Origin of the sequence: Mesorhizobium sp. M4B.F.Ca.ET.143.01.1.1, from assembly GCF_004792275.1 — a bacterium.
GTDB classification, from domain to species: domain Bacteria; phylum Pseudomonadota; class Alphaproteobacteria; order Rhizobiales; family Rhizobiaceae; genus Mesorhizobium; species Mesorhizobium abyssinicae.
The window spans coordinates 22814-47603 of record NZ_SRSR01000024.1; the positions used below are offsets into that span (position 1 = coordinate 22814).

At 59.4% G+C, this 24790-nt stretch carries 21 protein-coding genes and 3 pseudogenes; 10 read left to right on the forward strand and 14 right to left on the reverse strand.

Annotation, left to right across the window (positions count from 1 at the left end; translation table 11 throughout):
• Positions 1-491: 491 nt before the first annotated feature.
• The 6 genes from EN786_RS33285 to EN786_RS38985 form a co-directional block, all read right to left on the reverse strand.
• A complete protein-coding gene (locus tag EN786_RS33285; protein WP_128346917.1) occupies positions 492-989 on the reverse strand; it encodes a GNAT family N-acetyltransferase in 498 nt (165 codons plus the stop codon).
• A gap of 45 nt (positions 990-1034) precedes the next feature.
• Positions 1035-2300 carry a hypothetical protein gene (locus EN786_RS33290; protein ID WP_128346916.1) on the reverse strand — a complete coding sequence of 422 codons (1266 nt, stop codon included), beginning with the start codon at positions 2298-2300 and terminating at the stop codon, positions 1035-1037.
• A gap of 325 nt (positions 2301-2625) precedes the next feature.
• The gene (locus EN786_RS33295; RefSeq protein WP_210214581.1) at positions 2626-2940 is read right to left on the reverse strand and encodes a hypothetical protein; all 315 of its coding nucleotides are present in this window, start codon (positions 2938-2940) and stop codon (positions 2626-2628) included.
• 337 nt (positions 2941-3277) lie between these two features.
• The gene (locus EN786_RS33300) at positions 3278-4843 is read right to left on the reverse strand and encodes a UvrD-helicase domain-containing protein (RefSeq protein WP_135909629.1); all 1566 of its coding nucleotides are present in this window, start codon (positions 4841-4843) and stop codon (positions 3278-3280) included.
• On the reverse strand, positions 4840-5976 hold the full coding sequence (locus EN786_RS33305) for an AAA family ATPase (protein WP_135909631.1): 1137 nt from the start codon (positions 5974-5976) through the stop codon (positions 4840-4842). Before EN786_RS33305 ends, EN786_RS33300 begins: the two co-directional genes overlap by 4 nt.
• Positions 5913-6713, reverse strand: a complete 801-nt coding sequence (locus EN786_RS38985; protein WP_246688801.1) for an AAA family ATPase — start codon at positions 6711-6713, stop codon at positions 5913-5915. Before EN786_RS38985 ends, EN786_RS33305 begins: the two co-directional genes overlap by 64 nt.
• 205 nt (positions 6714-6918) lie before the next feature.
• On the opposite strand from EN786_RS38985, the gene EN786_RS33315 reads away from it, so the two are divergent.
• Together EN786_RS33315 and EN786_RS33320 are read left to right on the forward strand one after the other, a co-directional pair.
• On the forward strand, positions 6919-7317 hold the full coding sequence (locus EN786_RS33315; protein ID WP_135909633.1) for a hypothetical protein: 399 nt from the start codon (positions 6919-6921) through the stop codon (positions 7315-7317).
• Positions 7283-7699 (forward strand): hypothetical protein, encoded by a 417-nt coding sequence (locus EN786_RS33320; RefSeq protein WP_245493536.1) that lies wholly within the window; start codon positions 7283-7285, stop codon positions 7697-7699. The genes EN786_RS33315 and EN786_RS33320 overlap by 35 nt, the downstream gene beginning before the upstream one ends.
• Here EN786_RS33320 and EN786_RS33325 read toward each other — a convergent pair.
• From EN786_RS33325 to EN786_RS33345, 5 genes are all read right to left on the reverse strand, one after another.
• Complete coding sequence (locus EN786_RS33325; RefSeq protein ID WP_135909635.1) at positions 7665-8150, reverse strand: aldehyde dehydrogenase family protein; 486 nt, start codon at positions 8148-8150, stop codon at positions 7665-7667. The genes EN786_RS33320 and EN786_RS33325 overlap by 35 nt on opposite strands.
• A gap of 17 nt (positions 8151-8167) precedes the next feature.
• The gene (locus EN786_RS33330; protein ID WP_128346896.1) at positions 8168-8722 is read right to left on the reverse strand and encodes a (Fe-S)-binding protein; all 555 of its coding nucleotides are present in this window, start codon (positions 8720-8722) and stop codon (positions 8168-8170) included.
• Complete coding sequence (locus tag EN786_RS33335; RefSeq protein ID WP_128346897.1) at positions 8723-8965, reverse strand: hypothetical protein; 243 nt, start codon at positions 8963-8965, stop codon at positions 8723-8725.
• A gap of 197 nt (positions 8966-9162) precedes the next feature.
• Positions 9163-10467, reverse strand: a complete 1305-nt coding sequence (locus tag EN786_RS33340) for an FAD-binding oxidoreductase (protein WP_128346898.1) — start codon at positions 10465-10467, stop codon at positions 9163-9165.
• The gene (locus EN786_RS33345) at positions 10468-11805 is read right to left on the reverse strand and encodes a glutamine synthetase family protein (protein WP_128346899.1); all 1338 of its coding nucleotides are present in this window, start codon (positions 11803-11805) and stop codon (positions 10468-10470) included. It abuts the gene before it with no gap.
• 219 nt (positions 11806-12024) lie between these two features.
• On the opposite strand from EN786_RS33345, the pseudogene EN786_RS33350 reads away from it, so the two are divergent.
• Positions 12025-13196: pseudogene (locus EN786_RS33350) on the forward strand (ABC transporter ATP-binding protein); the annotation flags it as partial.
• 129 nt (positions 13197-13325) lie between these two features.
• On the opposite strand, the gene EN786_RS33355 reads toward EN786_RS33350, so the two are convergent.
• Positions 13326-14093 (reverse strand): IS4 family transposase, encoded by a 768-nt coding sequence (locus EN786_RS33355; RefSeq protein WP_245493475.1) that lies wholly within the window; start codon positions 14091-14093, stop codon positions 13326-13328.
• A gap of 125 nt (positions 14094-14218) precedes the next feature.
• Here EN786_RS33355 and EN786_RS33360 point away from each other — a divergent pair, with 125 nt between their 5' ends.
• A complete protein-coding gene (locus EN786_RS33360; RefSeq protein WP_128161147.1) occupies positions 14219-14410 on the forward strand; it encodes a hypothetical protein in 192 nt (63 codons plus the stop codon).
• A gap of 142 nt (positions 14411-14552) precedes the next feature.
• Here EN786_RS33360 and EN786_RS33365 read toward each other — a convergent pair whose 3' ends face one another.
• On the reverse strand, positions 14553-16922 hold the full coding sequence (locus tag EN786_RS33365) for a 1-deoxy-D-xylulose-5-phosphate synthase N-terminal domain-containing protein (protein ID WP_128346728.1): 2370 nt from the start codon (positions 16920-16922) through the stop codon (positions 14553-14555).
• A 133-nt stretch (positions 16923-17055) separates the two neighbouring features.
• On the opposite strand from EN786_RS33365, the gene EN786_RS33370 reads away from it, so the two are divergent.
• The 5 genes and pseudogenes from EN786_RS33370 (at position 17056) to EN786_RS38995 (ending at position 22475) form a co-directional block, all read left to right on the forward strand.
• Positions 17056-17523: an Lrp/AsnC family transcriptional regulator gene (locus tag EN786_RS33370; protein ID WP_128161149.1), complete on the forward strand. Its 468-nt coding sequence runs from the start codon at positions 17056-17058 to the stop codon at positions 17521-17523.
• 89 nt (positions 17524-17612) lie between these two features.
• On the forward strand, positions 17613-18161 hold the full coding sequence (locus EN786_RS38990) for a transposase (protein ID WP_245493476.1): 549 nt from the start codon (positions 17613-17615) through the stop codon (positions 18159-18161).
• A gap of 700 nt (positions 18162-18861) precedes the next feature.
• Positions 18862-20097, forward strand: a complete 1236-nt coding sequence (locus EN786_RS33380; RefSeq protein ID WP_128346727.1) for an acetyl-CoA carboxylase biotin carboxylase subunit family protein — start codon at positions 18862-18864, stop codon at positions 20095-20097.
• A gap of 356 nt (positions 20098-20453) precedes the next feature.
• Entirely contained in the window at positions 20454-21611 is a 1158-nt protein-coding gene (locus EN786_RS33385) for an IS110 family transposase (RefSeq protein WP_135909636.1), read from the forward strand.
• A gap of 392 nt (positions 21612-22003) precedes the next feature.
• Positions 22004-22475, forward strand: a pseudogene (locus tag EN786_RS38995) (transposase).
• Between the two features lie 91 nt (positions 22476-22566).
• Here the strand turns inward: EN786_RS38995 and EN786_RS33395 are convergent.
• Positions 22567-22794 (reverse strand): annotated as a pseudogene (locus tag EN786_RS33395) (IS256 family transposase); the annotation flags it as partial.
• 265 nt (positions 22795-23059) lie between these two features.
• Between EN786_RS33395 and EN786_RS33400 the strand changes: the two are divergent.
• Positions 23060-24277: an IS110 family transposase gene (locus EN786_RS33400; RefSeq protein ID WP_189524348.1), complete on the forward strand. Its 1218-nt coding sequence runs from the start codon at positions 23060-23062 to the stop codon at positions 24275-24277.
• The last annotated feature ends 513 nt before the right edge of the window (positions 24278-24790 follow it).

A 24790-nucleotide genomic window follows, 5' to 3' on the forward strand; every position in this document is an offset into this window, starting at 1 on the left:
GCTGGATCCGCTATGCGGATCCGCGCGCGATCCTGCACGAAGCGCGGGCTAGGCCCACGCGAAGGAAGGACGGGGAGACCGATTTTCTCCTTGCAGGGGAGAGGGGGCAGCGCCCCCTTTCTCCATCAGGCGAAAGAACTTCGGCCCGCGCTAGCGGGGCTCACTGTTGACCGGAGAATGTCCTGTTTGGAAATTGCACGAGGAGCGGCAATCTCAAGCTGAGCGGCGTCGAAGAGCGCTCCGATCCAGCCGCTCGCTCTCTACGGCGCTGTTGAGGGCGCGCTCGCGAGCGGCTGCGTTGCCGCCGAGCTACACCACCTCTGGTGACAGGACCCGGCACTAGTTGTGAAAACCTTTTGCTTGGTACTAAAGTTCTCCCGAAGGACTGGCTCGCGCCTAAGATTTGACCTTCTTTAACCTGCCGAATCCTCGCAGCAGCCTTTATTGGCTTACGGCGAAACGAGCGTAGACCTTTGCCGGTCAGTTGATCGTCAACCGCGCCTTCCACCGCGTATATAGAGATTCACCATGTCTTTCTGCTCGCTAGACGGCCACGATTTGCCAACCTGATAAAAGCCATGCCTCTCATGAAGAAGGCGGGCACCGATATTCTTGGATTGAATGGTCGCGAAAAGGCCGTGACCGCCGGCAGCAGCCAAGATCGCCGAAGTGAGTAGGTCGCCAAGGCGAATCCGGCGGCGCGCTTCGATAACATATAGCCAACCAACCTCGCCGAGATATTCGTCGTCGGCAAGTTCGACTCCGGAGTCCCTTTCGATGGTTCGTTGATGGACTCGATTGTTCTTCACCGCGTTAGTTCCTACCGGTTCGCCGTCGATAGTAAGGAATGCGAGATAGTGCGCACTCGCGACGCGCTCCGGGAGGCCATCAGACATTACCTGCCCACCGCTCAGAACAAGTTTTGCGAATTGACGTCGATGGCCAGTGTCGAACAATCTTGCTGGTTTGACGAATAATTCCAAAGACATATTCACCTCATGCTTGCGAAAGGTCTTGAACTCCCGCTACGCTCCTCAAGCCGTTGGAAGCCATTTCTTGTACAGGCTCTTGGCAGCTGTTGGCACGGTCTTCGCGTCAACGAGGGCGACTAGTGCACGAAAGCGTCGTTCACATGGCTTATTCGACTTGATGCGGCGAGCCACGAGTGACGAACCGGCCGGTATTTCGAGCATCAGCCGGGCTTCGTTCGGTGAGAACGATGTCACCATTTCTCGGTAATATGGCATCGCGGCGTGGGACGTACCGTATTCGCTGCCTGTGCCGGCCGTGACGACAGCGTCGACGAATGTGGTCTGGGCGCTCTCTGGCACGTGGTTCTTTCGGGAGAGACGGGCAAGCCGTTCGGCGAATGGCGGCTCGTTGTGAAAATTGTCCCAACCGTTGTGAACCGTCAGGAGTTTTCGGCTCGCGGCAGTGAAGATGCTATGCACCTCGGCTTCGCTCAGGAGCGAAAGCTGTCCCAGCTTCTCGAAAAACTGGAGCGAGGCCTTTTGCCGAGTTTCGTCACCCTTGGCCTTGTATTCCTGATGCCGGTCGACGAGAGCCGAGCGGGTTCTTGGGCTGAATTCGTCGCCGAACGCCTCGCAGATCGAAAGAGCATTGAGCCGGGCTTGCTCCACGGAGGCCGGATCGCAATAAATGCCATGCAGCATCACGAAAATAAGTTCCCGCTGTGCGTCGTATGTTTCGCGTACCCTGCGCTCCCATTCCTCCCGCTGATCCTTCTTGAAACGGGCTGTTTTGAGCGCCGTCAGCATGGTCTTGGTATCGACGCCCTTCGGGTTACGGGCGCTTGAAAGGGCGTGTTTCTGGCACCGGCTCAGGAATGCGAGAAATTCGTCCTCGTCAACGATCCCTTCGGCGGGATGAGCGGCGGAGAAACTGTTTCGTGTTGCCCGGCATTGATCGAGAAAGAAGTAATCGTCGTCCCCGATGAGGTTGAGCTTTAGGCATAAGTCGAGAAGTTCTGCGTCCTTGAGATCGAGGAGAGCGTCGTCATCGAAAGATTTGTCATCAAGTACCTGCGGAACGACCGCGATTCCAAAGCGCCGGACCTTTTCGCGCAATTCCAAAATCGCGGCATTCCAGACATAGTTGATCGCGGCGTCGAAAAGCCCACTGGCGACGGCTACGCACATTTTAACGATGCGTTCATCTCGCAATTCCGGTGGAATCCTCTTGATGAGGCGCGGCAACTGCGACCATGCATGTTCGATCTGTTCGTCGTCGGCCAGCACGTTGCGCGGCACGCCAAGCGCGCTTGTCAGCAGTTCGAGCATCGGTGACGAATGTGCTGATATGTCGGGTAGGTTTACGATAGCAGGGGATGAGGTCGATGGAACAAGTATTTTCTTAGACATATATCCTCCCCCCGGACGATAGTGAAATCAAAGCATTTGCAACGATCATGCCCGGCTAGCGCGGTCATTACAATCGTGATGGAGAATTAGCTCTATTACGGCGGCGAAGCCGCAAGACGTGAAGTCGAAGGTCGCCCTTGGCGCGATGGTTGCAAGTCGCAGTCTCTACTGCGTACCTGTGACTCAGGTACCGCTCAATAAGGAGTCGATGCACAAGGGGCGCGACCAACGTCCTTGTGCGCCATCATTCCCTCCCGGAGATATCGGCCATTTTCCCCTTGAGGAATATCATGCCGTCGAAGGCTCCGAGCTTAGCCTTGTCGGCATCGGCATAGCGTCTGGTGTTGGTAACCACGTGATCGCTGCGCAGGTCGGTGATCTTACCACCCCAGGAACCGTCTCCGAGCGGGTAGACCACGATGTGGAAGCCGTCTGTCTTGATGAAAGGATTGCCCGATCGCGATGTTTTCCACTTGCGCGTCAGCCACCGCTTCCGGCGGCTGGCGACGTTTTTGAGGTCTTGTTCGCGCCGTCGTGGATTGACGTAGTCGTCCTCCATTTTCTCCGCGCAAACGAACCCGACATCGAGCCCCTCGGGATAATGTGCGTGTGACATATGATGGACGTAGCGAATCTCCTCGCGCCCGCACATCTGGCAGCGGCCGTCGGCCGTGCCCAGGTCCGTGACCCCGTCGCAGCTCCAGCCCTTTCGCGGGACACCTTCTCGCTCCCAGAGCATATCTACGGCCCGAAGAATGAAGGTGCACCTTGCGGCCTGATTATCCGCACCAGATGACGCGCTCGCGTGACACCAACGCGCAAGACTCGCCTGCTATCCGCAAAGTCCGGCGCTTCGCGAGGCCGCAGGAGCTCTCCCCCTCGGAATCCTTCTATGATCACAACGCCGTCGAATTCTTGCCTTTTGATTTATGGAGGGTCATGACGACACAACCACGCGGCGGCTTGTCGGCACCGATCAGACGCTGCTGGTCGAGAATCCCGGAGACGATGCGAACAGCACCGGCGTAGTCTCCGGAGGCGGCCCAGACGCGGCCAAGCGCGAGCGCGATTGGGTCGACGGCGCTGGCCACGCCTACCATGCGGGATTGCGATGCGAGCTCCTGCAAGTCTTTATGAACTGCCAGCAGGGCTCGGCAGGCTGCCCAGTCAACGACTGGGTCGCCCGTAAGAGGCGGGGCATGGCCCGCCAGAAGACCTGCGGCGCTAGCACGAATTGCCTTGCCGGTGTCGATCTGCACGCAGGCCGACTGCAATGTTGCGGCGCGCTTTCCGCTTGAGATCGCCCCGTCGCGCGGCCGTTGTTCGCACCAGTCCTTCTTTTGCAGCCAATAGGAGGCGGCCTGCGAAAGCGAGGCTTTGCGGGTGGCAGCACAGAAATCAGATCGTTGCTCAAGGAGGGATGCCACGCAAAGTGCGGCAGCAGCCGATAGCTCAGCGTCCCATGCGATTTCGTGCACTACAGGACCGTAGGCTTTGCCGCTGAAGTTTCGCGGCGCGGAAAGCGCATCCGAAATGTCGGCGACCAGATCATTACTTGGCGCAAGGACAGCCACAGTAGGCTCGGTGATACCGCGACGACGCAGTTCGCCAAGCAGCGTCGCGACATAAAAGCTGACGGAGGAGTTGAACATGTTTTCGAACGGCCGGTAGGATGCAACGGACACGTCACGGCATGCCGGCGTGGGTGCCGTGGCGCGCACGACAGCGTCTCCGTACCGAAGGACGTCAGATAACTTGCTGCGGTGATTGTCGGTCTGGAGGTCTGTCTCCTTGAGCGTGATCTTGCCGCGAAGAACATCGAGACGCTCGGAGCGAACACCTTCGCGAAAGGTGTAAATGCGTTGATCGGGATCAGCGAGAAACACGCAATTAGTCGCTGCTGCCAGCGCATCTACCAAACGCCATTGGTCGTCGTCGGTGTCCTGAAACTCGTCAAGAATCACAAACGGGTAGAGATCAGCGACGCTCCCGCGGAGCACCTTACTCTCCTCCACCAAGCGGGCTGCGGCATGGGCGAACGCGTCGAAGGAGATGCGGCTTTCCTCATCGAGAAGCCTGCGGCGCTCGCGCCGCCAATCACCGGAAAATTGCGTGCGCATCACGCTTTCGGTTCCCGGTGTCATCATCACAAGCGGAAATCCGCGCAAGGCCTGCCCGTGCGCACGAAGCAGGTCCCAGCAAAAGGCGTGATAGGTTTTGATCTCGATCCGCCGCAGTTCCTCCGACGAGAGAATGTCCTTGCAGAGCAAAAGGATCTGCTGGACGGCCGCGCGCGAGAAGCTCAAAAACAGCACATTCTGGCCCGGCGAGAGTTTCGCCATGCGCGCTTGAGCTTTTAAAATCGCAAGCGTGGTTTTACCCGAACCGGGGCCGCCCAACACAAGCACATGTCCGGGCTCGGCAATAACGTCTCGCCGCTTCTGATCGATCTCAAACTTCATCCAGGAGTGCCGCCCTCCGGCGCCGCGCCGGCATCGCGCTGCGGCTTCGCGGAGCGTGAAACCGTCGCGATCTCGGCTTCATCCTCCAACGAGGGCAGCTTCATAGTCTCATGCACCTGCTTGAGGAAATCGACAATCGTCTTGGGCAACGCGTCCAGCGCCGGACAATGTTCGATCAGACTGCGGGCGAATGCATCGCCCTTGCGGTCGATCAGCACGGCCTTGGTCTTGTCGCGCACTTCCGCGTCGGTTGAAGCAGCTGTCAGGGCGCCGCGATGCTGTGGGTAGTCGGGCCATGTGGACACTTCGGCGAGGAAACTCTTCTGAGCCCCGATGGAAACCTCAGCGGCGAGAAGCGCCTCGATACCGTTGTAAGCAGTTTCGCAATTGACCTCGAAAAGGGCGAGTTTCGTTTTCTGATCGTCGGTCCACGCGGTCTTGGGCCTGTCGTGGAAAGCGAAAGCCCGCTTTCGTAAACTCGAAAACACAGGTCCCCATTTCGGCACATCACCTTGCCCGCCCACATCGAAGAGGGTGACGCCGGTCAGGTCCAATGGTTCGTAGCTTCCCTTGGGCGCATACTTTTCAAGCGCTTCGGAGGTCGCCATAACAGTCGCGACCTCGGTCGGTCCTTCCCCTGCGATAACGGCTCTGGACAGAACGACATCGGCGAGCTGCAATTTGTGATGCCGGATTGCTTTGTATCTGATCCCTTCCTTGGGAAGGGGCGTTCCTTCCAACACATGTTTCTCTGAGCGGCCGATCGCCAAGATTTCACCGACCTCGAACTCGTTGATGACATGTGACGAGTGCGAGGTGACGATCGCCTGCCCCATCTTCGCGCGCAGGTAGCGCGTTACACGTCGCTGCGTGTGGGGCGGCAAAGCGATCTCCGGCTCCTCCATTGCGAATATAACGGATTCGTTGCCGCGAAGATCGGCGATATGGGTGAGAAGCGCAAACACTAGGGTATTAATCGAGCCGGTTCCAAGCCGGTGGAACGGCACAGCGTAGTCGCTTCCCTTCGAGCGGACGAAGAACTGCACGACCTCGCGCAGGTTCTCTCGCGTCAGATCGGAGGCAAAGAAGGCGGTTGCGTCTTCATGATCTGCAAGGCCGATAAAGCGCTGCATGCGCTTGCGCACCTGATCGCGGATCGTTTTGAGCTGCGAGATGGAGCCGATGGGAGGTGTGAACTCGCGCAGGCGGCGAACGGTATCCTCCCACATCGACTCTCTGCCCGTGTCGCCCAGCCGCAGGATCGTATCGAGAAGCGTCCGCGTTCGAGGCTGAGCGCTCGGCGACCTGTCCGGAGCGTGCGAAGATAGATAAACCCGCATTTTTGTTTCCATTCGCGCCCAAATGCTTCGAGGCCGTCGCCCGGCCTTTCGGCTTCCTCTTCGAGTTTTCCGGTCGGTGGATGGGCGAAGTAGGTCCTTGCGTCGAAATCATCGAGTTTGCGATCGTACCAACCCATAAAGACGACGGGCAGCGCGCGCTCGATATCGTCTCCGTCCAGATCGGAAGGCTTAACGCCCTGCACGTCGACGAAGCCGCCCTTGGATTCACTCCAGGGCCGCGTCTTCGAAAAAAGCTTGCGCTGCGTTTCCTCGGGCAGCCCGAGGAGGATCACCTCGATGCGGATGACGACCGGCTTCCCATCGTGCAGATACTCGCCGTTGTGGAAGTCGTGCTCATCAACGATCGGACGCCGGAAAAGTCGCTCCGTGCCGAGCGCGAGTTCTAGCGCTTCGCACACCGTGGACTTGCCGGCATTGTTGTCACCTACGAGCAGCGTGTGGCCCGGCAAATCGACGACCCCGCTGGACACACCCCGGAAATTTTCTATTACTACGCGGCGTATGCGCATGAACATTCCCCTCCCGCCTGCAGTTATACGCTCCACGGCGCCACACTTATACTGAAATGCTAAGCAAAAACGCGGCACTCATCGGTGACATAGCCGGAATTTTTATAACCATTCCACGGGAACCAGCTATCCAGAGTACCTGGTTTTCACCATCATTCCCTAATGGACATGATGCGGGAGGTAGCCACGGCGCAAGCAAGCGCGGATGGCTGTAGCCGGTCGAGAGCGGCATTTCTCTGCGGGCACCAAGCGTTGGATTTTCACCACACTACTTGTGAAAAAAATTGCTGTCCCGCGCGGAATACCGCAGGTAGGAAGCGGACGAAAATCAGGTCTGGAAAACGAAATGAGCTCGATAGACTGGCACGCAGCGCCGCCTATGACGGATGATCAACGGCGCAGTGCCCTGGCTGACATGGAGTTAATCGCGTGCGGCGAAGAACTCGAATTGCCGTGGGGCCGTCTCAGGGTTTTGCTCGATCATAAGCTTGCGGTGGTCCAGCATCCCGTTTTGACGGCGGGGAGCCGCACGTCTCTCGGCCTGACTGATCACGCCCTGCGATTCATGGATGCTGCAGGAGCGCGCCAGACAAATTGCGCATAAGAAAAAATTCCTCTTGACGGGGAACCCAGCGGCGGGCGTTCTGCTTTTGTTCATGCAACAGGAGCAACCATGCGCAAAGCCGGAAACCATCGAACGGCTCTATTTGGATTTCGACGGCTTTTTCGCGTCGGTCGAACAGCAGTGCGACCGACGCCTGCGCGGTCGGCCGGTCGGTGTCGTTCCCTTCGAGGGAACGGACAGAATGGCCGTGATCGCATGCAGCCGCGAAGCCAAAGCGTATGGCGTCAAGAATGTCATGCCGATCAACGAGGCGAAGCGGCTTTGCCCGGAGCTCGTTCTGGTTCCGCAAAAGCCGGATTTGTATCGCCGGGCACATAAATGCGCTCTTATCGGGCCTGATCGGCCCGAAGCTGCGAAATAGGCCAAGTCGCCGAACGGATGGAGAACGTCGGCGCGGATACCCAAAGGGAACGCTGTGAATGAACACTTTGAGGGTGCCAGCCTCGTTCATCTTGGGTCCTTCCTGATTTTCTGCAGGAAAATGCGGGCAAGAACACCCACAATGAACAGGTTTCGAGTGATGGCCGAAATCCCAGCTTCGGGCCCACCAGGCCAAGAAGGCGGATCAATTCGCCGCGCTTCGGTGCCGGCACCAGTCGCCACTCGAGGAGGGCCGAATGGGCGTTTTCAATGGCTTCGTCGGCGGTTGCGGCATCGACGGTCTTCAGTCGGGCGAGCATTTCGCCTGAGATCGGGGATTTCACGGCGAGCTCACCAGCCGCAAGGTCGGTAGCGTCGACGCAGCGGCCGAGGATCGCGGCGACCTCGTCAGGGAGCGACGAATTGGCGATCTGAGTGGCGTGCGAAGTCATGGTGTTTCCTCCGGGTGTTAGGGATGGGGCGTCGCCGTCACCGCGGCGACAGGTGGGCGATGTGAGATCCGATCTCGCAAGAACTTCGCGGATCGAGCGGAAGCGAAGCAGGTGCGTCCTCTCCCGGCCAGGTGCTTGACGAGAGCCTCGGCCGGGTGGCGCGGCCTGAAGCCAACGAAGCGCTTGGTTTGGCAACGGCACGAGAAGCCGGTGGCAAGAACGCGACTTTTGCCCTTGTCGGCAAGTCGCCCCGCCCAGCTCATCGCAAAGAGTTGCTCCGAGAGTGCAGCGTTCTCCCGTTCATGGCCGAACAGGCCGGCCATTCCGCAACATCCGGTCGTGGGTGTTTCGATGCGAAGGCCGAACGTCGAGAAGATACGCTTCCACTGTGCGCAGGCGCGTGGATTGGCCGTCTTTTCCGTGCAGTGCAGAAAAAGGTCATAGGACGGGACGTCGGATCGCGGCTCTCGCGCAGCAATGTTGCCCGCCTCAATCTCTGCCGAAAGGAAGGACTCGAGAGAGCGCACTCGTGGCCGGCGGTCGACGCCGTCGGAGTCGGTCGCTGAATCCATTCAATACTCCACCTCATGCATCAGGACGGCGACAGGCTCGATGCCGACGACAGGTAGGCCCGTTTCGAGCAAGCGTCTGTGGTAGGCTCGTGCCGAACTCGCAACCCGAGTGAAGCGGTCGAGCATTCCAAGAACGTGCAGGCGTTTCCCGTTGGGCCGCGCCGTAATCTGATGAACCTCGTAGCCCAGCGCCCTCAGGAGGTCGCGCGCTGCATGAACGACATCGCCATCGAAAGCACCCATGAAGGTGTCCTCGACGAGAAGCACGGTCCGTCGCTTCACGTCGGCAGGAAGACGCGACCACGTGCCGATAGGTCGTGCAGTCGAAGTCGCCGCCGTCAAGTAGGGCCGCGAACAGCTGGTCATAGTCGCCGAATTGCCCGATGAGCCGATGAGCTGCTCCGGCCCCAGCCGGTCTGCAGGATTCCCATTCTCATTGCTCAGATCCCAAGGCGGTCGCGCAGGCCGTACCACCACGCGCCGAGAACGGTCAGCGGAACCCTAAACGCACGCCCGCCGGGAAAGGGCAGGCTCGGTAATGATGCCCACACGTCAAACCGTTCTGCATGCCCGGCCACGGCCTTCGCAAGGATTTTGCCGAGCAGATGCGTCGTCGTCACCCCGTGACCGCTGTCGCCGTGCGAAAAATAGACATTCTCCGCCAAGCGGCCGACATGCGGGATGCGCGTCAGCGTCAGGGCGAAATTGCCGCTCCAAGCGAAATCAATTCGCACATTGGCTAATTCAGGGAACGTTCTAATCATATTCGGGCGAATGATGCCCGTGAGGTTTAACGGATCCTGGCCGCCATAGCCGATGCCGCCACCATAAAGCAGGCGGTTATCGCTGGTCCGCCGGTAGTAGTCGAGCACGAAGTTCGCATCTTCGACGCAGTAGTCCGACGGCAGCAACTGCTGGATCAGCGCCGGATCGAGTGGCTCTGTCACCATGAGCTGGCTGGAGACCGGCATCATGCGCTCCGAGATCGAAGGCACAAGATCGCCCAGATAGGCATTTCCGCAAACAAGGAGATATTGTGCCTCAACCTGACCGCATTCAGTCGCAGCGATCGGCTTGCCTCTCAGAGACAATCGAACCACGCGGGAATTCTCAAAGATCCGTGCTCCAAGCTGCTCGGCCGCGGCAGCCTCACCAAGCACCAGATTGAGGGGGTGGATATGCCCGCCCATCCTGTCGATCATTCCACCGACGTAGCGTTTGCTCTTCACGTAGTGGTCGATGTCTTGGGGCGCGACGATCTCCATGCCGTTGAGGCCATAGCTCTCGCAACCTGCTTTGATCCTTTCGAACTCACGGACCTGCTTGGCGGTGAACGCCGCGAACAATCCGCCATGACGCAGATCGCAATCGATCCCGTATGTCTGAACGCGCTGACGAATGATGTCGCCGCCCTCGCGCGACATCAGCGCCAGCCACCGGGCCTTTTCCGGGCCATAGCGGCGTTCAATAGTCTCGAGATCGCGGCTATATCCATTGACGATCTGCCCACCATTGCGGCCCGAGGCACCGAAACCGATTCGCTGGGCTTCGAGCACCACGACCTTGTAGCCCTTTTCAGAGAGCTGCAGTGCTGCGGAAATGCCGGTGAATCCGGCTCCAACAATGCACACATCGGCGGAAACAGACCCCTGAAGCGATGGTCGGACCTGCTTGTCGTTCGCCGTCGCTGCGTACCAGGACAGGGCGTGGCCGGGGTTATCTTGAGCAACCGCCGCAACCGTCATTTAAACGATCCTTATGTAGGCGTCGTACTCCACGTCCGTCACTCGAAGAGAAAACTCCTGCAGTTCTTGCTGCTTGCAGGCTGCATAGAGATTGCGGAAATCGGACCCGAAAGCCGCCAATACAAAGCCCGACTTCAAGAAGCTTTGCACCGCCGCATGCCAATTTCGCTGCAAAGGTTCGATGTCCGGCGAATGGGCGTCTCCCGATATTGGGCCACCCGGTTGGGCGCGTTCTTTCATCCCCACAAGAGCGGCCTGCAGTATTAGCACAAATCCGTACCTCGTTCTGGCCTCGATGCGAGTGGCCGGCTTGCTCGAGGTTATCACGCGCGCAGCGGCAGAGCGGTTATCGAGACCCCATGATGCGAATGTCGGCGCGTTCTCGCTTAGCGTCAGCCTGCGATACGAATTCGCGTGCGGCGCTAACATCGCGACACTTTCCTGCATGTAGGCGAGCAACCCGCCGACTGAGTGCATGAGCTCGGCCGACGGACCATCATCACCGACATAGATGTTGCGTCCATCTCTATCCACTATGGAAAAGTGGACGTGCATGCCGCTGCCAGCTTGTGTGCCGTAAGGCTTCGCCATAAACGTGGCATCAAGTCCGTGCTTGCGAGCGACCCCCTTGACTATTCGCTTAAGCAAGACCGCGTTGTCGGCGGCGCGCAATGCATCGGGCACATGATTAAGATTTATTTCGTACTGACCCGGCCCGTTCTCACGCAGCGTGGTGTCGGCAGGCACGTTCTGCTGTCGGCAAATAGTTGATATCTCACTGAATACAGACTCGAAATCTTGCAGTTCCGCCACTGAGAGCACCTGCGTCTGGCCGGTATGCCAGCGCCCCTCCCGAGTATTCGGCGGACGAACCGGATCGAGTGCAGACCGCACCGGATCGATTAGGTAGAATTCCAATTCTGTGGCGACGACGGGCGTTAGCTGCATTCGGGCGAAACGCTCTAGCACTCTCGTCAAGACATTCCGCGGATCGGCGAAAAATCCCTCGCCGTCGGCATTGTACATGCTGAGCATGACTTGTGCCGTGGGCCGCCTCAACCAATCCACGCGGGCTAAGGTTCCTGGGACGGCGCGGCAGATGCCGTCCGGATCTCCGGTCCCGTTAGCCAGGCCTGCTGCTTTTGCATCACGACCCCATACATCTAGGGCGTAAACAGAACGTGGCATCGCTATACCGCTGACAAGTACTTCAACTGCACGCTCTCGTGGGATCCACTTTCCGCGCGGAACGCCGTTTACGTCGATGACGAAGGCCTCCAACACCTCAATGTCCGGATTTTTGCCCAAGAAGTCGCACGCTTCTTCTTCATCTATCATGATCCACCATAAAATGAGGGAGGTCATCGTCCGACCGTCGGCCTGTCGCCGAGCAGCGCTTTGCTGGATTTCGGAAATCTAGATCAGGCGGACGTGCGCTTCCGCACTAATCGGGCAGGATCAGCTCGCCTATAGGTGTTGGGCCGCTCATGATCAGTCTCAAGGCGCCTGCGCAATGTGATCATATCTATGCGCGATATGATCACATACGTCAAGCTAAGGCTCGGCGGCTCGCTCGCGGATGCGATTAGCTGCAACGCGGTGGTCAAAGGTTTCGGCACCGAGGTGCGAGAAGATGATCGCCTCGCGAAGATCATCGCGAAGTGGCGGCATCGGACGCGCCGGACGTGGGTGCGGGAGACGATCAACGGCACGACCCAAGGCATCACGCTCCTGGCGCTGAGGGCGGCGGTGATCGGCTATGCCCTGCTTCTGTGGTCCCGCGGCCGTGCAACCCCGGGCGATATCGCTTTCGTACTCACCTCCTTTTTCGTGCTGCAGGGCTATCTGCGCGATGTGGGTATGTATGTCCGCAACGTGCAGCGCTCGGTGAACGATATGGAGGAGCTGGTCGAAATCCAAAGCCAACCTTTCGGCATCGCCGATCACCCCGGAGCCAAGTCGATCCGGATCACCAATGGCCGCATCGATTTCGAGAACGTTCATTTCCAATACGGCAACCATCGACCGCCCCTCTATAACAACTTTTCGGTGTCGATTAAGGCCGGCGAGCGGGTCGGTCTAGTGGGTCCCTCCGGGTCCGGCAAGACCACCTTCGTGAAGCTCACCCAACGGTTTTACGATGTGAGCAGCGGCCGGATCCTGATCGATGGGGAGGATATTTCGAAGGTGACGCAGGCTTCGTTGCGCTCGCAGATCGCGATCGTGCAGCAGGAGCCGATCCTGTTCCACCGGTCGCTTGCCGAGAACATCGCCTATGGCCGGCCCGGCGCCAGCCAAGCCGAGATCGAGGAGGCGGCGCGGCTCGCCAGTGCGAGTGAGTTCATCGCGCGCCTACCGAAGGGTTATGGTACGCTCGTCGGCGAACGCGGCATGAAACTCTCAGGCGGTGAACGCCAGCGGGTGGCGATCGCGCGCGCCTTCCTGGCGAACGCGCCGATCCTGATCCTCGACGAGCGACCTCAAGCCTCGATTCGGAGTCGGAGGTGCTGATCCAAAACGCGATGGAACGACTGATGGTCGGCAGGACGACACTGGTCATTGCGCACCGGCTCTCGATGGTGCGCGCGCTTGACCGGCTGCTCGTCTTCGACCGTGGCCGTGTCATCGAAGAAGGAGACCACGCGACACTGATCCAGCTCGACGGTGGCATCTACCGCCGCCTGTTCGAGCGGCAAGCGCTAGGGTTGACGAAGGCCAATGCGGCGTGAAACTTGCAGGCCACCGGCTCGACTTTCACTGAGTTCGAAAATATATGCCGAGCGTAATGAGTGGGTCAAAGAGGGCGTAGCGTTGGTTTCCGGTGAACAGCGATAAGGGGTAAGCGTCCGGTGAGGCTTTCAATTATCCATAAGTTCGGCTCCGATGGTTGCGCCGAGCTTGATGTCCGTGAGGCGCGTAAGGCCGCGCCACATGACGGTGTTGCCCGGCGGCGGGTCGCTGGCACGCGCGAGATAGCCACTCAATTGCGCGATTTTGACCAGATAACTCGATAAGGTTCCGGCATGGGAGGCTGTCGGATCCTTGTCGGGAAGAAGATGATCGAGGAGCTTCATTTCGACATCGGTTATTGCGAGGTCCGGTTTAGCGTGCGGCTGTGAGCGGTTGATCATGGTCATCCAAAACACCCGCCAAGCCAGGATGCAGAAGACAGCAATGAGCTTCACGAGGCGCTCGGCAGTTCGCAGCCGTGCCTCTTGGGCTTTGCAACCGGATTTCAGGATCTTGTGGAAGGTCTCGATCTTCCAGCGCATAGCGTACCAGTCGAGCTTCTCGATGGCGTCGTCGTGGGAATGCACGGGCAGATTGGTGATCAGCTTCCAGTCGATCCTTGGCCGATGCTTTGGTTCCTCACGCTCCTGGGCGTACAGCACCGTGAGGGCGGGATAGCGCTTCTGCTTGCCGATCGGCGGCAGGACATGCATGCGGCGGTATTTGATCTCGACCGCGACGGTCTCAGGCTTGCCCTTGGCATCGCGAACCTCGACCTCATGCAGCCCGCTGATCTCTTCCTCGTTCATCTCCGCGGCGATCGTGTGCTCGCCATCACCCGCCAAGCGATCGACGCAAGTCCTCACCAGGAAATGGGTGCCGAGTGCGGGTTTCACAAGTTGAAGACGATCGATCCGGACGTCCCCTAAGGCAGACGTCGTCGTTTCCCTTTCAGCAGATTGGCCTGTTCACTCACCTTCCTGGGCCCAGGCGAACCCAATGACGCATCATAATATGAACGATGGCAACTTGCGCTCTTCACTCCGGCAACGGCGGCCAGTTGATCATTGGCTTTAGCAAGAGTGCGGCCGCACTGGTCAAGCTCTACGGCCGTGAGAGGGCAAAAGCGATGTTCGACCTCGCCTTCCAGGCGTGGACGCTGATGCTGGATATGATCGAGCATTCATTCGATCGACTGCAAGCTCAGGGATGACGGGCCATCTGATCGGCGCCGGCAGCGCCAGCTACCTGGTTCGAGTTCGAACTCGAATGCCTCACTACGGCTATGAACTACCCGCATGTGCGCACTCTCCGCTGCCGAGGCGCGGGTGGCCGGTCGACACACCATATCATGGTTACCACTTTAAGCTCGCCGCCGTCTCGGCTATGGACCCCGCATTGAGCCCGTAGTGCCGATAAAGATCTTTCACCGTGCCAGTCTGCCCGAAATGCTCTACCCCAAGGCTGACTGTCTGGTGACCCATCACCCCACCCAGCCAAGAGAGCGTCGCTGGGTGGCCGTCGATGACGGTGACAATCCTGCAATGACGGGGCAATTTGCCAAGCAGGCGCTCAGCATGGCTCAGTGCATGCAGATTGCCGCGGGCACGTTCTCGCTGGGCGGCTTGCCAACCGGCGTTAAGGCGATCGGCCGACGTGATGGACAATACGCCGATATCGCGCCGCCTGTCGGCTAGCATCCCAGCTGCAGCAATGGCCTCGGTCGCCACCGTCCCCTGGTAGGCGACGATGAGATCGGCATTGGGCCCGGGTTCCTTCAGCCAGGTCGCCCCATCGATCAGCTCCTGGGCGAAATGTGGGTTGAGTTTGCGGCCCGGCTGCTCAATCTGGCGGGTGCTGAGGCGCAGGTAAACCGAGCCGCCCGTCTCATCGCGCAGCCATGTGCGCTCGTCCGGATCGCCCTCCCCGTCGCGCTGCATGTAGTCGAATGCCCAGGCCATGATGATGGCTAGTTCGTCGGCGAAAGCCGGCTCAAAGCTCGCTAGCCCGTCCTGGCTCATGCCGATTAGCGGCTGAGCGATAGACTGGTGCGCACCGCCCTCGCTTGAAAGTGAGATGCCAGACGGCGTACCGACGACGATGAAGCGGGCGTCTTGGTAGCACGCATAGTTCAGGGCATCGAGGCCGCGCGACACGAAGGGATCGTAGAGCGTACCAATCGGCAGTAGCCGCTCGCCAAAGAGGGAATGGGAAAGCCCGGCTGCGCCCAATAGCAGAAATAGATTCATCTCCGCGATCCCGAGTTCGATATGTTGGCCCTTGGGCGAGAAATCCCACTTCTGCGCGCTCGGGATGCGCTGGTCGCGGAACAGGTCCGCAAGCTCCCGACGCGCGAAAAGCTGGCGGCGATTGACCCACGAGCCGAGATTGGTCGAAACCGTCACGTCGGGTGAGGTCGTGACGATGCGGGCCGCTAGTTCGCTGTCGGACTTGCCAATCCCGTCGAGTATGCGGCCGAAGGCGGCCTGGGTCGAGATCTCCTCGCGCACGGCGGCTGGGCTGACGGCAACGGTCTGCGGTACCTCAATGCGCTCCGCCTGGTAGCGCCGGCGACCCATGGCAAAGAATGGTACGGAGTCGAGGAAAGCCTGCATCTCGGCCGCCGAGCCGTCCAACCCCTCGAACCGCTCCCATTCGCGGCCTGGCCGGACCTTCATTTGTTCCTGAAAGGCCTGCATTTGCGCAGAGGTCATCAGCCCGGAATGATTGTCCTTGTGGCCGGCGAGCGGCGTACCGTAACCCTTTACGGTGTAAGCAATGAAGGCTGTCCGACGGTCGTGGTCGATTCCGTTGAAGGTTTTTCTCAGCGTCTCGAGGCAGTGTCCCCCGAGGTTGTTCATTAGCTCCGATAGCTCCTCGTCGGAACGCCCATCGATCAGCGCACTCACCTCGCCCTGGTCACCGAGATCGTCAAGCAGGCGCTTGCGCCAGGCAGCACCGCCCTGGAACAAAAGCGCCGAATAGAGCTGGTTAGAGCAGGCGTCGATCCATTCCTTGAGTGCTTCGCCGCCGGGCTCTTCGAAGACAGCACGCTGCAACGCCCCGTATTTGAGTGTGACGACATCCCAACCGAACGCCTTGAACACCGTCTCTATTCGATCGTACAGGCCCTCGCGCACCACGCCGTCGAGACTCTGGCGGTTGTAGTCGATGATCCACCAGCAATTGCGCAGACTGTGCTTCCAGCCTTCCTGCAGTGCCTCGTAGATGTTACCCTCATCGAGCTCGGCGTCCCCGACCAGCGCAATCATCCGGCCAGGTCTATCGCCGGTGGTGCTCCAACCCTTCGCGGCGATGTAGTCTTGGATCAATGATGCAAAAGGCGTGATCCCGACACCGAGCCCGACCGAACCAGTCGAGAAATCGACATCATCCACATCCTTGGTGCGGCTAGGATAGGACTGGGCGCCGTGATAGCCACGAAAGTTCTCCAGCTTTTCGAGCGTCTGATTGCCCATCAGATATTGGATCGCATGGAAGACCGGTGAGGCGTGAGGCTTGACGGCCACACGGTCCTGCGGCTGCAGCACGTCGAAATAGAGCGCCGTCATCAGCGAAACCATAGAGGCTGACGATGCCTGATGGCCACCGACCTTGACGCCATCCACCTTCTCGCGCCGGTTCGCCTGGTCGATCATCCAGCAGGCGAGCCAGAGTGTCTTCTTTTCTAGTCGGCGGAGCATTTTGAGGTCACGGGTTGCCATGGCCATTTCACGGTTCTCTTGCTGCAGTGTGTTTCCCGGCAATATACGGAACCTTTGGCGCTATTTCCTTGCTATTCCCTCATAGAGTTGCCATGCCTGAGACAGAAACCGCCCGAAAAGGCTCTGATTACAGGTGACATCTGCCAAGTTAGATCCGACGGATCGGAAGATCCTGCGTGAATTGCAGTCCAATGCCCGACTGACCAACCAGGATCTGAGCGACAGGGTGGGCCTCAGCCCGTCCCCATGCCTGCGGCGCCTGCGCCGATTGGAATCCGAAGGGATCATCACAGGATACTCGGTAACACTCGACGAGGAAAAGCTGGGTCTGCCAGTCGCGATTTTCATGTCTGTGAAGCTGGAGCGCCAAATCGATTCCGCACTCGTCGCCTTCGAGACCGAGATCATGAAGCATCCTGAAGTTGTCGACTGTTGGCTGATGACGGGCGACAACGACTACCTCCTTCGCGTTTTGACCCCCGGTTTAAAAGAGTATGAGACGTTTCTGACAGGGACGCTGACTAAGATTCCCGGAATCGCCTCCATCCAGTCTTCGGTTTCGCTCAGGCGTGTGAAATCTTCGGGATCGGGTATCGTGTAGCGCATGCATGTCCCGCATGCCCGCGCGCGCCTGTCGCCTGAGCAATGTCGTGGCACAAAGCCCTCTGCCGCATTATCTGAAGTGTAAGCGTGAAGCTGATCCCATCTGGCACGGCGAGAGATGATGACACTGAAGGAGCCGAGGAGCTTGCGCTGTCAATTTCTATGTCTAGGCCTATGTCTGATGATAGAAGTTTCCATGTTCTTGAGGCGGTTCCGAACCGGCTGGAGGCAAGCCCGCAGCGTCCGCGGCGGCGCTGGTCGGCGCAAGCGAAGGCGCGGCTGCTCGAGGCGACACTGAAGCCCGATGCGAACGTGTCGGCGATCGCGTGCGAGGCTGGACTGGCGACCTCGCAGCTGTTCGGCTGGCGGCGCAAGGCGATCAAGAGCGGTGCGGTCACGCCGCAGCGGGATGCGGATCGGCTTGGCTTTGTCGAGGTCACCCACGCGGCGTCTTCAACGGTCGAGATCCGGGTGGTCCGAGATCGGATTACGATCCGCATCGTTTGGCGAGGCGGTGAAGTTACCGAACGCGAGGTCGAGCCGAGAGTTCATGCCTTGAGCGCCCTGTCTCGCGGCGCCGAGATGGAGGTCCGCTGCTCGAACTGGCTCATCAAGGGCTCGACGACACGGCAATAGCGGCCAGACTGACTAAGGAAGGTTTCCGCTCACCGCGCCGCAGCTACGTTCCTGTGCGCACCGTCCAGGTCGTCCGACAAGGCCATCGCGTATTGAGGCAGTCTACACCAGCCCGCTCTCACCACATTCCCGGGTGGCTATCGGTGTCTGAATTAGCGATGGCGGCGGACGTTTCTCGATCCTGGATCCGGCATCGAATCCGCAATGGCGTGATCAGTATCCACCAAAGCGCCCCTTGTCGTGTTGCCTCACTGGGTGGGTCAGATACTACAAGCATGGTTGTTTCCAGAGTGGTGGGTGAACAACTCCACTCTGTCAAAGAGCAGGGCGCTATCCACCCGCCCATGGTCTCTGACAGTCCCACAGGGCTGGAAGCCGTAGCTGTTGGGCCCCTGTGCACGGCATCAAACAAATCGTAACGTCGGCACCGAGGCGCAATTCGTATACTGGCGACCGCGCCCGCATCACCACAAAGCAATAGAATCGCCACCGGTCGAATCGGTGGGCCGTCACAGCCGTAAATTGTTCGCCGAACGCTTTCAATCACCATCGCTACTCGTTCAATCCAAAACGAGGGCAAATCGAGCCTCCAACTGGCCAGCCAAGGTTTCAGATAACTTTACAGAATCTTTACAACCGCAAATCGCTGAGAATGCTAAGTTCACGACTGCCGCACGCCACGCAACGGAGGTCAACGCAAATGGCAAGAAGAGCCCTCATCCTGCTTGAAGGCGATATACAATATTCAACGGGTAATGGTCTGCTTTACGTTCAAGCAGCCCAGCGTCTTGGGCTTCATCCAATTACCCTGTCGGCTGATCCAGCGCAGTACAGCTATCTTGCCGCGGGATGTGAGGCAATCCCTGTTGATACAAGCAATTACGATGCGTTGATCCGCGAATGTTCCCGGCTAGGTGAGACCTATGACATTGCTGGCATTACCTCTGTCAACGAGTCGGTCTATGCGACAGTTGGCAACCTCTGCCGGCACTTCGATCTACCGGGACCGAACCCCGTATCCATTGAACGATGCTGCAACAAATTCACTCAACGTCAGCTCCTGGAGAAAGCCAGAGTTCCAATACCTGCATATCGCTTGGTGGAGAATGCAACGGACGTAGAACGCGCTGCTGCGGAGATCGGCCTACCGCTGGTTGTTAAGCCGGCCGTGGGCATCGGCAGCAGCGGTGTCCGATTGTGCCGCAACCTTGAAGAGGTAGCCGAACATACGACCTATCTGTTGGGCGGCAAGCACAGATGGCGATCCTCGCCAAGGATCCTGGTCGAAGAATTCGCGCAAGGTTCTCATTATTATGCCAAAATAATGGGAAATGAGGTATTGGCAATTGCTGCCGCTAGCTTTGGTCCTGCACCGCACTTTGTCTATAGTGAGGTCGCCTTCCCGGCTCCGCTGGCGGATCATGAGCACGAGCGTATCGTCGATATTTCGCTAGGCTGTCTGCGAGCTCTCGGGCTTGGCTGGGGGCCAACGGGGATTGAATTCCGGTGGACGAAACGTGGCCCAGTCGTCATTGAAGTCAATCCGCGGGCAGGTGGCTTCCCCGATCCTCAACTGGTCCAGCTTGCTTATGGAATCGATCTTGTCACGGAGCACCTCAAGCTTGTTATCGGCGAGGAATCGGATTTGCGGAGAACTCGTTCGCATGCTGCGGCCGCGCGGATACTGCTTCCTGATCGCGATGGCACCCTCGATTGGATCAATGGCGTTAGCCGGGCGGCTGCTATACCAGGTATCGAGGAGGTCAAATTGTATGTTGAACCCAAGACACCGATTATCAGGATGGGGGACTACCGAGATTGGTTGGGACATGTCATCGCCAGTTCATCTAACCCCACTCAGACCGAGGCCATACTTCGACATGCCGTCGACTTGATCGGTTGGTCGATTACACCATTTCCGACCCTTGGCGAATAGCCACAATCTGGAAGCCGTTACCTCGCCGCACCAGCGCAGGGTGTCGCCGGGTAAGAGCTGATAGTCGCCGAAGATTGGCGCATGTCTGGACATATATAGGCCACGCCCGATTTGCAAAAGGTTGGTTGGCTAAGGATCAATGGTGACAACTGCTTACGTGTATCCGGCTTGATGCGGCTCGGTTTTTCGTCGCCGCGCACCTCGATGAGTTTTCGACCGCTTCCACTCAAAGCCGCCGCGACACTGGCAGAATTTCCGTACCTTTTGGTGTTGAGTGTGCTGAGACATGAGAAGCTATGCGGGAAAGCGGCGAGGTGGCACCATCGTCGTGCGATCAACCCGAAGGATAGCCTACCATGTCCAAAGTCGAAGATCTCAGCCGATCAATTACTGTTTTAGATCAAGCGCGCACTGTGCTCATCGTTATAGAGATGAGTCAGAATAGCTGGCTGGTGGCCGGAATGCTTCCCGGCATACAGCGGCACCCCCTCAAGAAACTCGATCCCGATCCGAATGCTTTGCTCGAGCTAATCATGCGTTGGCGATCGGAGGCTGAGGCTTCTGGGATACCGATGGACCGGGTCGCGCTGGCCTTCGAGGCTGGGCGAGATGGCTTCTGGCTGGCCCGGTGGCTGGAGACGCGAGGCGTAGAGGCTCACGTCATCCATTCGACCAGCGTCGCCGTGAACCGTGAACATCGACGGGCGAAAACCGACAGGCTAGACACGGCCATGCTGATGCGCGTGTTCCTCGGCTGGCTGCGTGGCGAGCGTGGCCACTGCGGTATGGTGGCGATCCCATCACTGGCGGAAGAGGATGCCAAGCGGCCGAGCCGCGAGCGGGAGAACCTAGTCAGCGAGAAAACGCGGATAGTCAATCGCATGAAAGGGGCGCTGGCTCGGCTCGGCATCCGTGGCTTCAAGCCCGAGCTTCGCCGGGCGCCGAAGAAATTGCCGGACCTGCGCACTCCGGAAGGACAGCCGCTTCCGCCGAATATCCTGGAAGAGATGCGGCGCGACATGGCTCGGCTTTCAATGCTGCGCGATCAAATCACGACGATTGAAAAAGCCAGAATTGCCCAGCTTGAGCAGGCGCCTGGCTCGGGGCATAACGCAATGGTTGTACTATTGGCGCGCGTGATTGGTGTCGGGATTGAGACAGCTGACATGCTGGTCCACGAGGTTCTTAGCCGCAACCTCAGAGACCGGCGGGCGGTGGCGCGTTACGCTGGTCTGACAGGCTCCCCCGACGAGAGCGGATCGAAACGACGCGAGAAGGGGTTGGCCAAAGCAGGCAATGCCCGGGTGCGACGCGGGCTGATACAATTGGCTTGGCGCTTCCTGAGATTCCAAGAAAATAGTGAATTAACGCAATGGTACCAGGCACGAGCGGCACAAGGTGCCCGCAAAACGACGATGATCGTGGCGCTCGCACGCAAGTTGCTCATTGCGCTCTGGCGATTGGTTACCGTCGGCGAAATCCCGACAGGCGTCACATTGCGCCCGATGAATTGAACACACTGCAGGGCGCTTGACGGATCAACCGCCTAAAGAGCCCGCGTGTATCGATTCGAGGTGGCGGTGTCCCGATGGACACCATGGCGTTATTTGCCGTCATGAGAATGGGCCCGCCGCCTCGGAGCCTTGCTGCTGAAGCCAACGACTGCTTCATGGTCCGGGTCTTTTGAAGACCCACCGAATACAAGGTTGCGGCGCGATGCGATGCGCCCAAAGGCAGGCTCCCCTCGAATTTGATGCTCGCGGATCAACGCACGGGTAGTAACCAACCGTTCTGTGATGGCGATCCTAACCGCTTTGCCGCGAAACCGGTGCCAAGGCCCCTTGACAACGAAATCCCCATACAAGGTGTCCACCTAAAAGAGGTGGACGCCAAGCCATGGAAGAAGATGGATCAGAAACTGCGTGTGCGGCTTGTGGGTCGCAACGGGCCACGCCGATACAACCCGGTATCGAAGACCGCCTCGTCGCGGCCTGCCTTGAGTCAGGCGCGTCGGTATCGGGTCTTGCGCTCGAACATGGGTTCAATGCTAACCTGTTGTGGAAATGGACGCAAACAGCGGCTGCGAAGAAGGAACCGGTGCCGAGCCCGCCGCTTCCCACACCGGCGTTCATCCCGGTTCGGATTCAGAGCGCCACGGATCGGGCCTTATCGAGACAGACTAGCACGGCTGCGCTGGATTTGCCGGCGACTTGCGATGAAGTGCGGCGGTCAGAACCGAAAAGGATTTGCCCCTTTTTTCTCCAGCCAAGGTGAACGCATCACTGCCGAACGGGGTGAAGCTAGCACTGAAATGAGGTGATGTGGATGCGTTGGCAGCGGTAATCGGAGTGTTGGGTCATGTTCAGGCTAGGCGCTGACATTCAGCGAGCCGATCGACTTCAGGGCCGGCATCAACAGCCTTGCGGTGCTGGTTCAGGAGCTATGCTGGAATTTGGGTGACGAGGCTGATCAAGCGGCGCTTTGCGGCTTCGTTTCGATAACCTCGATCCCATCCTGGAATCTGGCACCTGCGAGCAGTTTCGGCAACTGATTTTGTCCCTTCAATCGTCGCCACGTCTTGGCGGCGGCCATGACCAGCTTGAAGACCATCAGCCTGGCGGTCTTCGACGACAGGGAGCCCTTCGTGCGCACCGTGCGGTGGCGAACGGTGGCAAAGACGCTCTCGATCGGATTCGTAACTGGTATGAGATTCTTGGTGCCGATGTCCGGCTGCGCTTTTCTGATGCGCGGCGTATGGTGCGACCTTCCGGGACAGAGGCACCGGGAGCACGAAGGTGCGGGCAGGCCGATGCACACGTTGAGTTGCGAGCTCGTGTTTGTAGCTGGCCGCCTCTGCGACTCGCCCGGTTGCGCTGTGAGCGCGAATCCGTAGTTGTCGTGTCGCCCGCCGCTCCCCTCTGACTGATCGAGAGGAGACAGAGGAATGCGACGTGTAATCGGAATCGACACCCACCGCACCTTTGGCGAGGTGGTGATTTGGGAAGACGGTCAGCTGCGGCATGTGGGCCGGGTTGACATGACGCGAACGGCGCTGGAAGGCTTCGGCAGAACTCTTCTGGCCACCGATGAGGTGGTCATCGAGGCCACTGGCAACTGCATGGCGGTGTCGCGGGTGCTGGCGCCATTCGTGAAGCGGGTGGTGATCGCCAACCCGCTGCAGGTCAAAGCGATTGCGCACGCTCACGTGAAGACCGACAAGATCGACGCCGGCACGCTAGCCAGCTTGTACGCAGCCGGCTACCTGCCGGAGATCTGGACACCGGATGCCGCCACCGAGCGAATGCGCAGGCTGGTCGCGCGGCGCTACCAGGTCGTGCGGCATCGGACCCGGATCAAGAACGAGGTGCATTCGATCCTCTATGCCCATCTGACTCCGCGGTGCCCTCATGCCGACCTGTTCGGGCGCCTCGGTCGTGCCTGGCTCACCCGTCAGCCGGTGCCAGATGACGAGCGCGCCGCGATCCAACGCCATATCCGGGAACTGGACAGGCTGGGTGACGATCTCCGCGTGCTTGACCGGGAGATTGCCGAGAGCGCACTCGACGATGCGGCAATCAAACGGCTGCTCACAATCACTGGCGTCAATCTCGCGGTGGCCGGCGGGCTAGTGGCGGCTGTCGGTGACATCGGCCGTTTTTCCAGCCCGCAAAAGCTGGTGAGCTATTTCGGCCTGAACCCACGCGTGCGCCAGTCGGGGCTCGGTGCTGCACATCACGGGCGGATCAGCAAGGTCGGACGCAGCCATGCCCGCGCGATGCTGGTGGAAGCCGCCTGGGCGGCCGCCAAGACGCCGGGGCCGCTCCATGCGTTCTTTGTCCGAATCCGGGCCAGGCGCGGCCATCAGGTTGCCGCCGTCGCCGTGGCGCGCAAGCTGACGGTGCTCGTCTGGCATATGCTGACGAAGCAAGAGGACTACCTCTGGGCGCGATCCAGTCTGGTCGCCCACAAGATGCGCAGCTTGGAGCAGGCCGGCAAGCCGCAGAAGAAAGGCAACCGCCGCGGTCCGACCTATGCTTACAATGTCAAGGAACTTCGGAACCAGGAGATGCGTGTCGCCGAGCAGGCCCAGAAGGGTTACGAACACTTCGTCGAGGCTTGGCGCCCGCGCCCGCCAAAGGAAAGAGCGCGCGGGCGCCTCAGTCCGGCAAGGCTCGAATAAGGCGGCCCGGCGGCGCTTTCAGCCGATGCACCACGCTTCGCCACGAGGTCGCCCGCGCACGACGACAATAGCTGACTGCGTCGGGTATTTCCAGTTGCGCCAGCCCTCGGTGCACCTTGCACCCCCGATCGTCGGAGCATGCCGCCGTACTCGGGTCGGTCAAGGCCCAAGCCTTGCGGTGGCCGCGTAAAACGCGGCCAGCCTTGACTGCTAAGGGTTACGAACACTTCGTCGAGGCTTGGCGCCCGCGCCCGCCAAAGGAAAGAGCGCGCGGGCGCCTCAGTCCGGCAAGGCTCGAATAAGGCGGCCCGGCGGCGCTTTCAGCCGATGCACCACGCTTCGCCACGAGGTCGCCCGCGCACGACGACAATAGCTGACTGCGTCGGGTATTTCCAGTTGCGCCAGCCCTCGGTGCACCTTGCACCCCCGATCGTCGGAGCATGCCGCCGTACTCGGGTCGGTCAAGGCCCAAGCCTTGCGGTGGCCGCGTAAAACGCGGCCAGCCTTGACTGC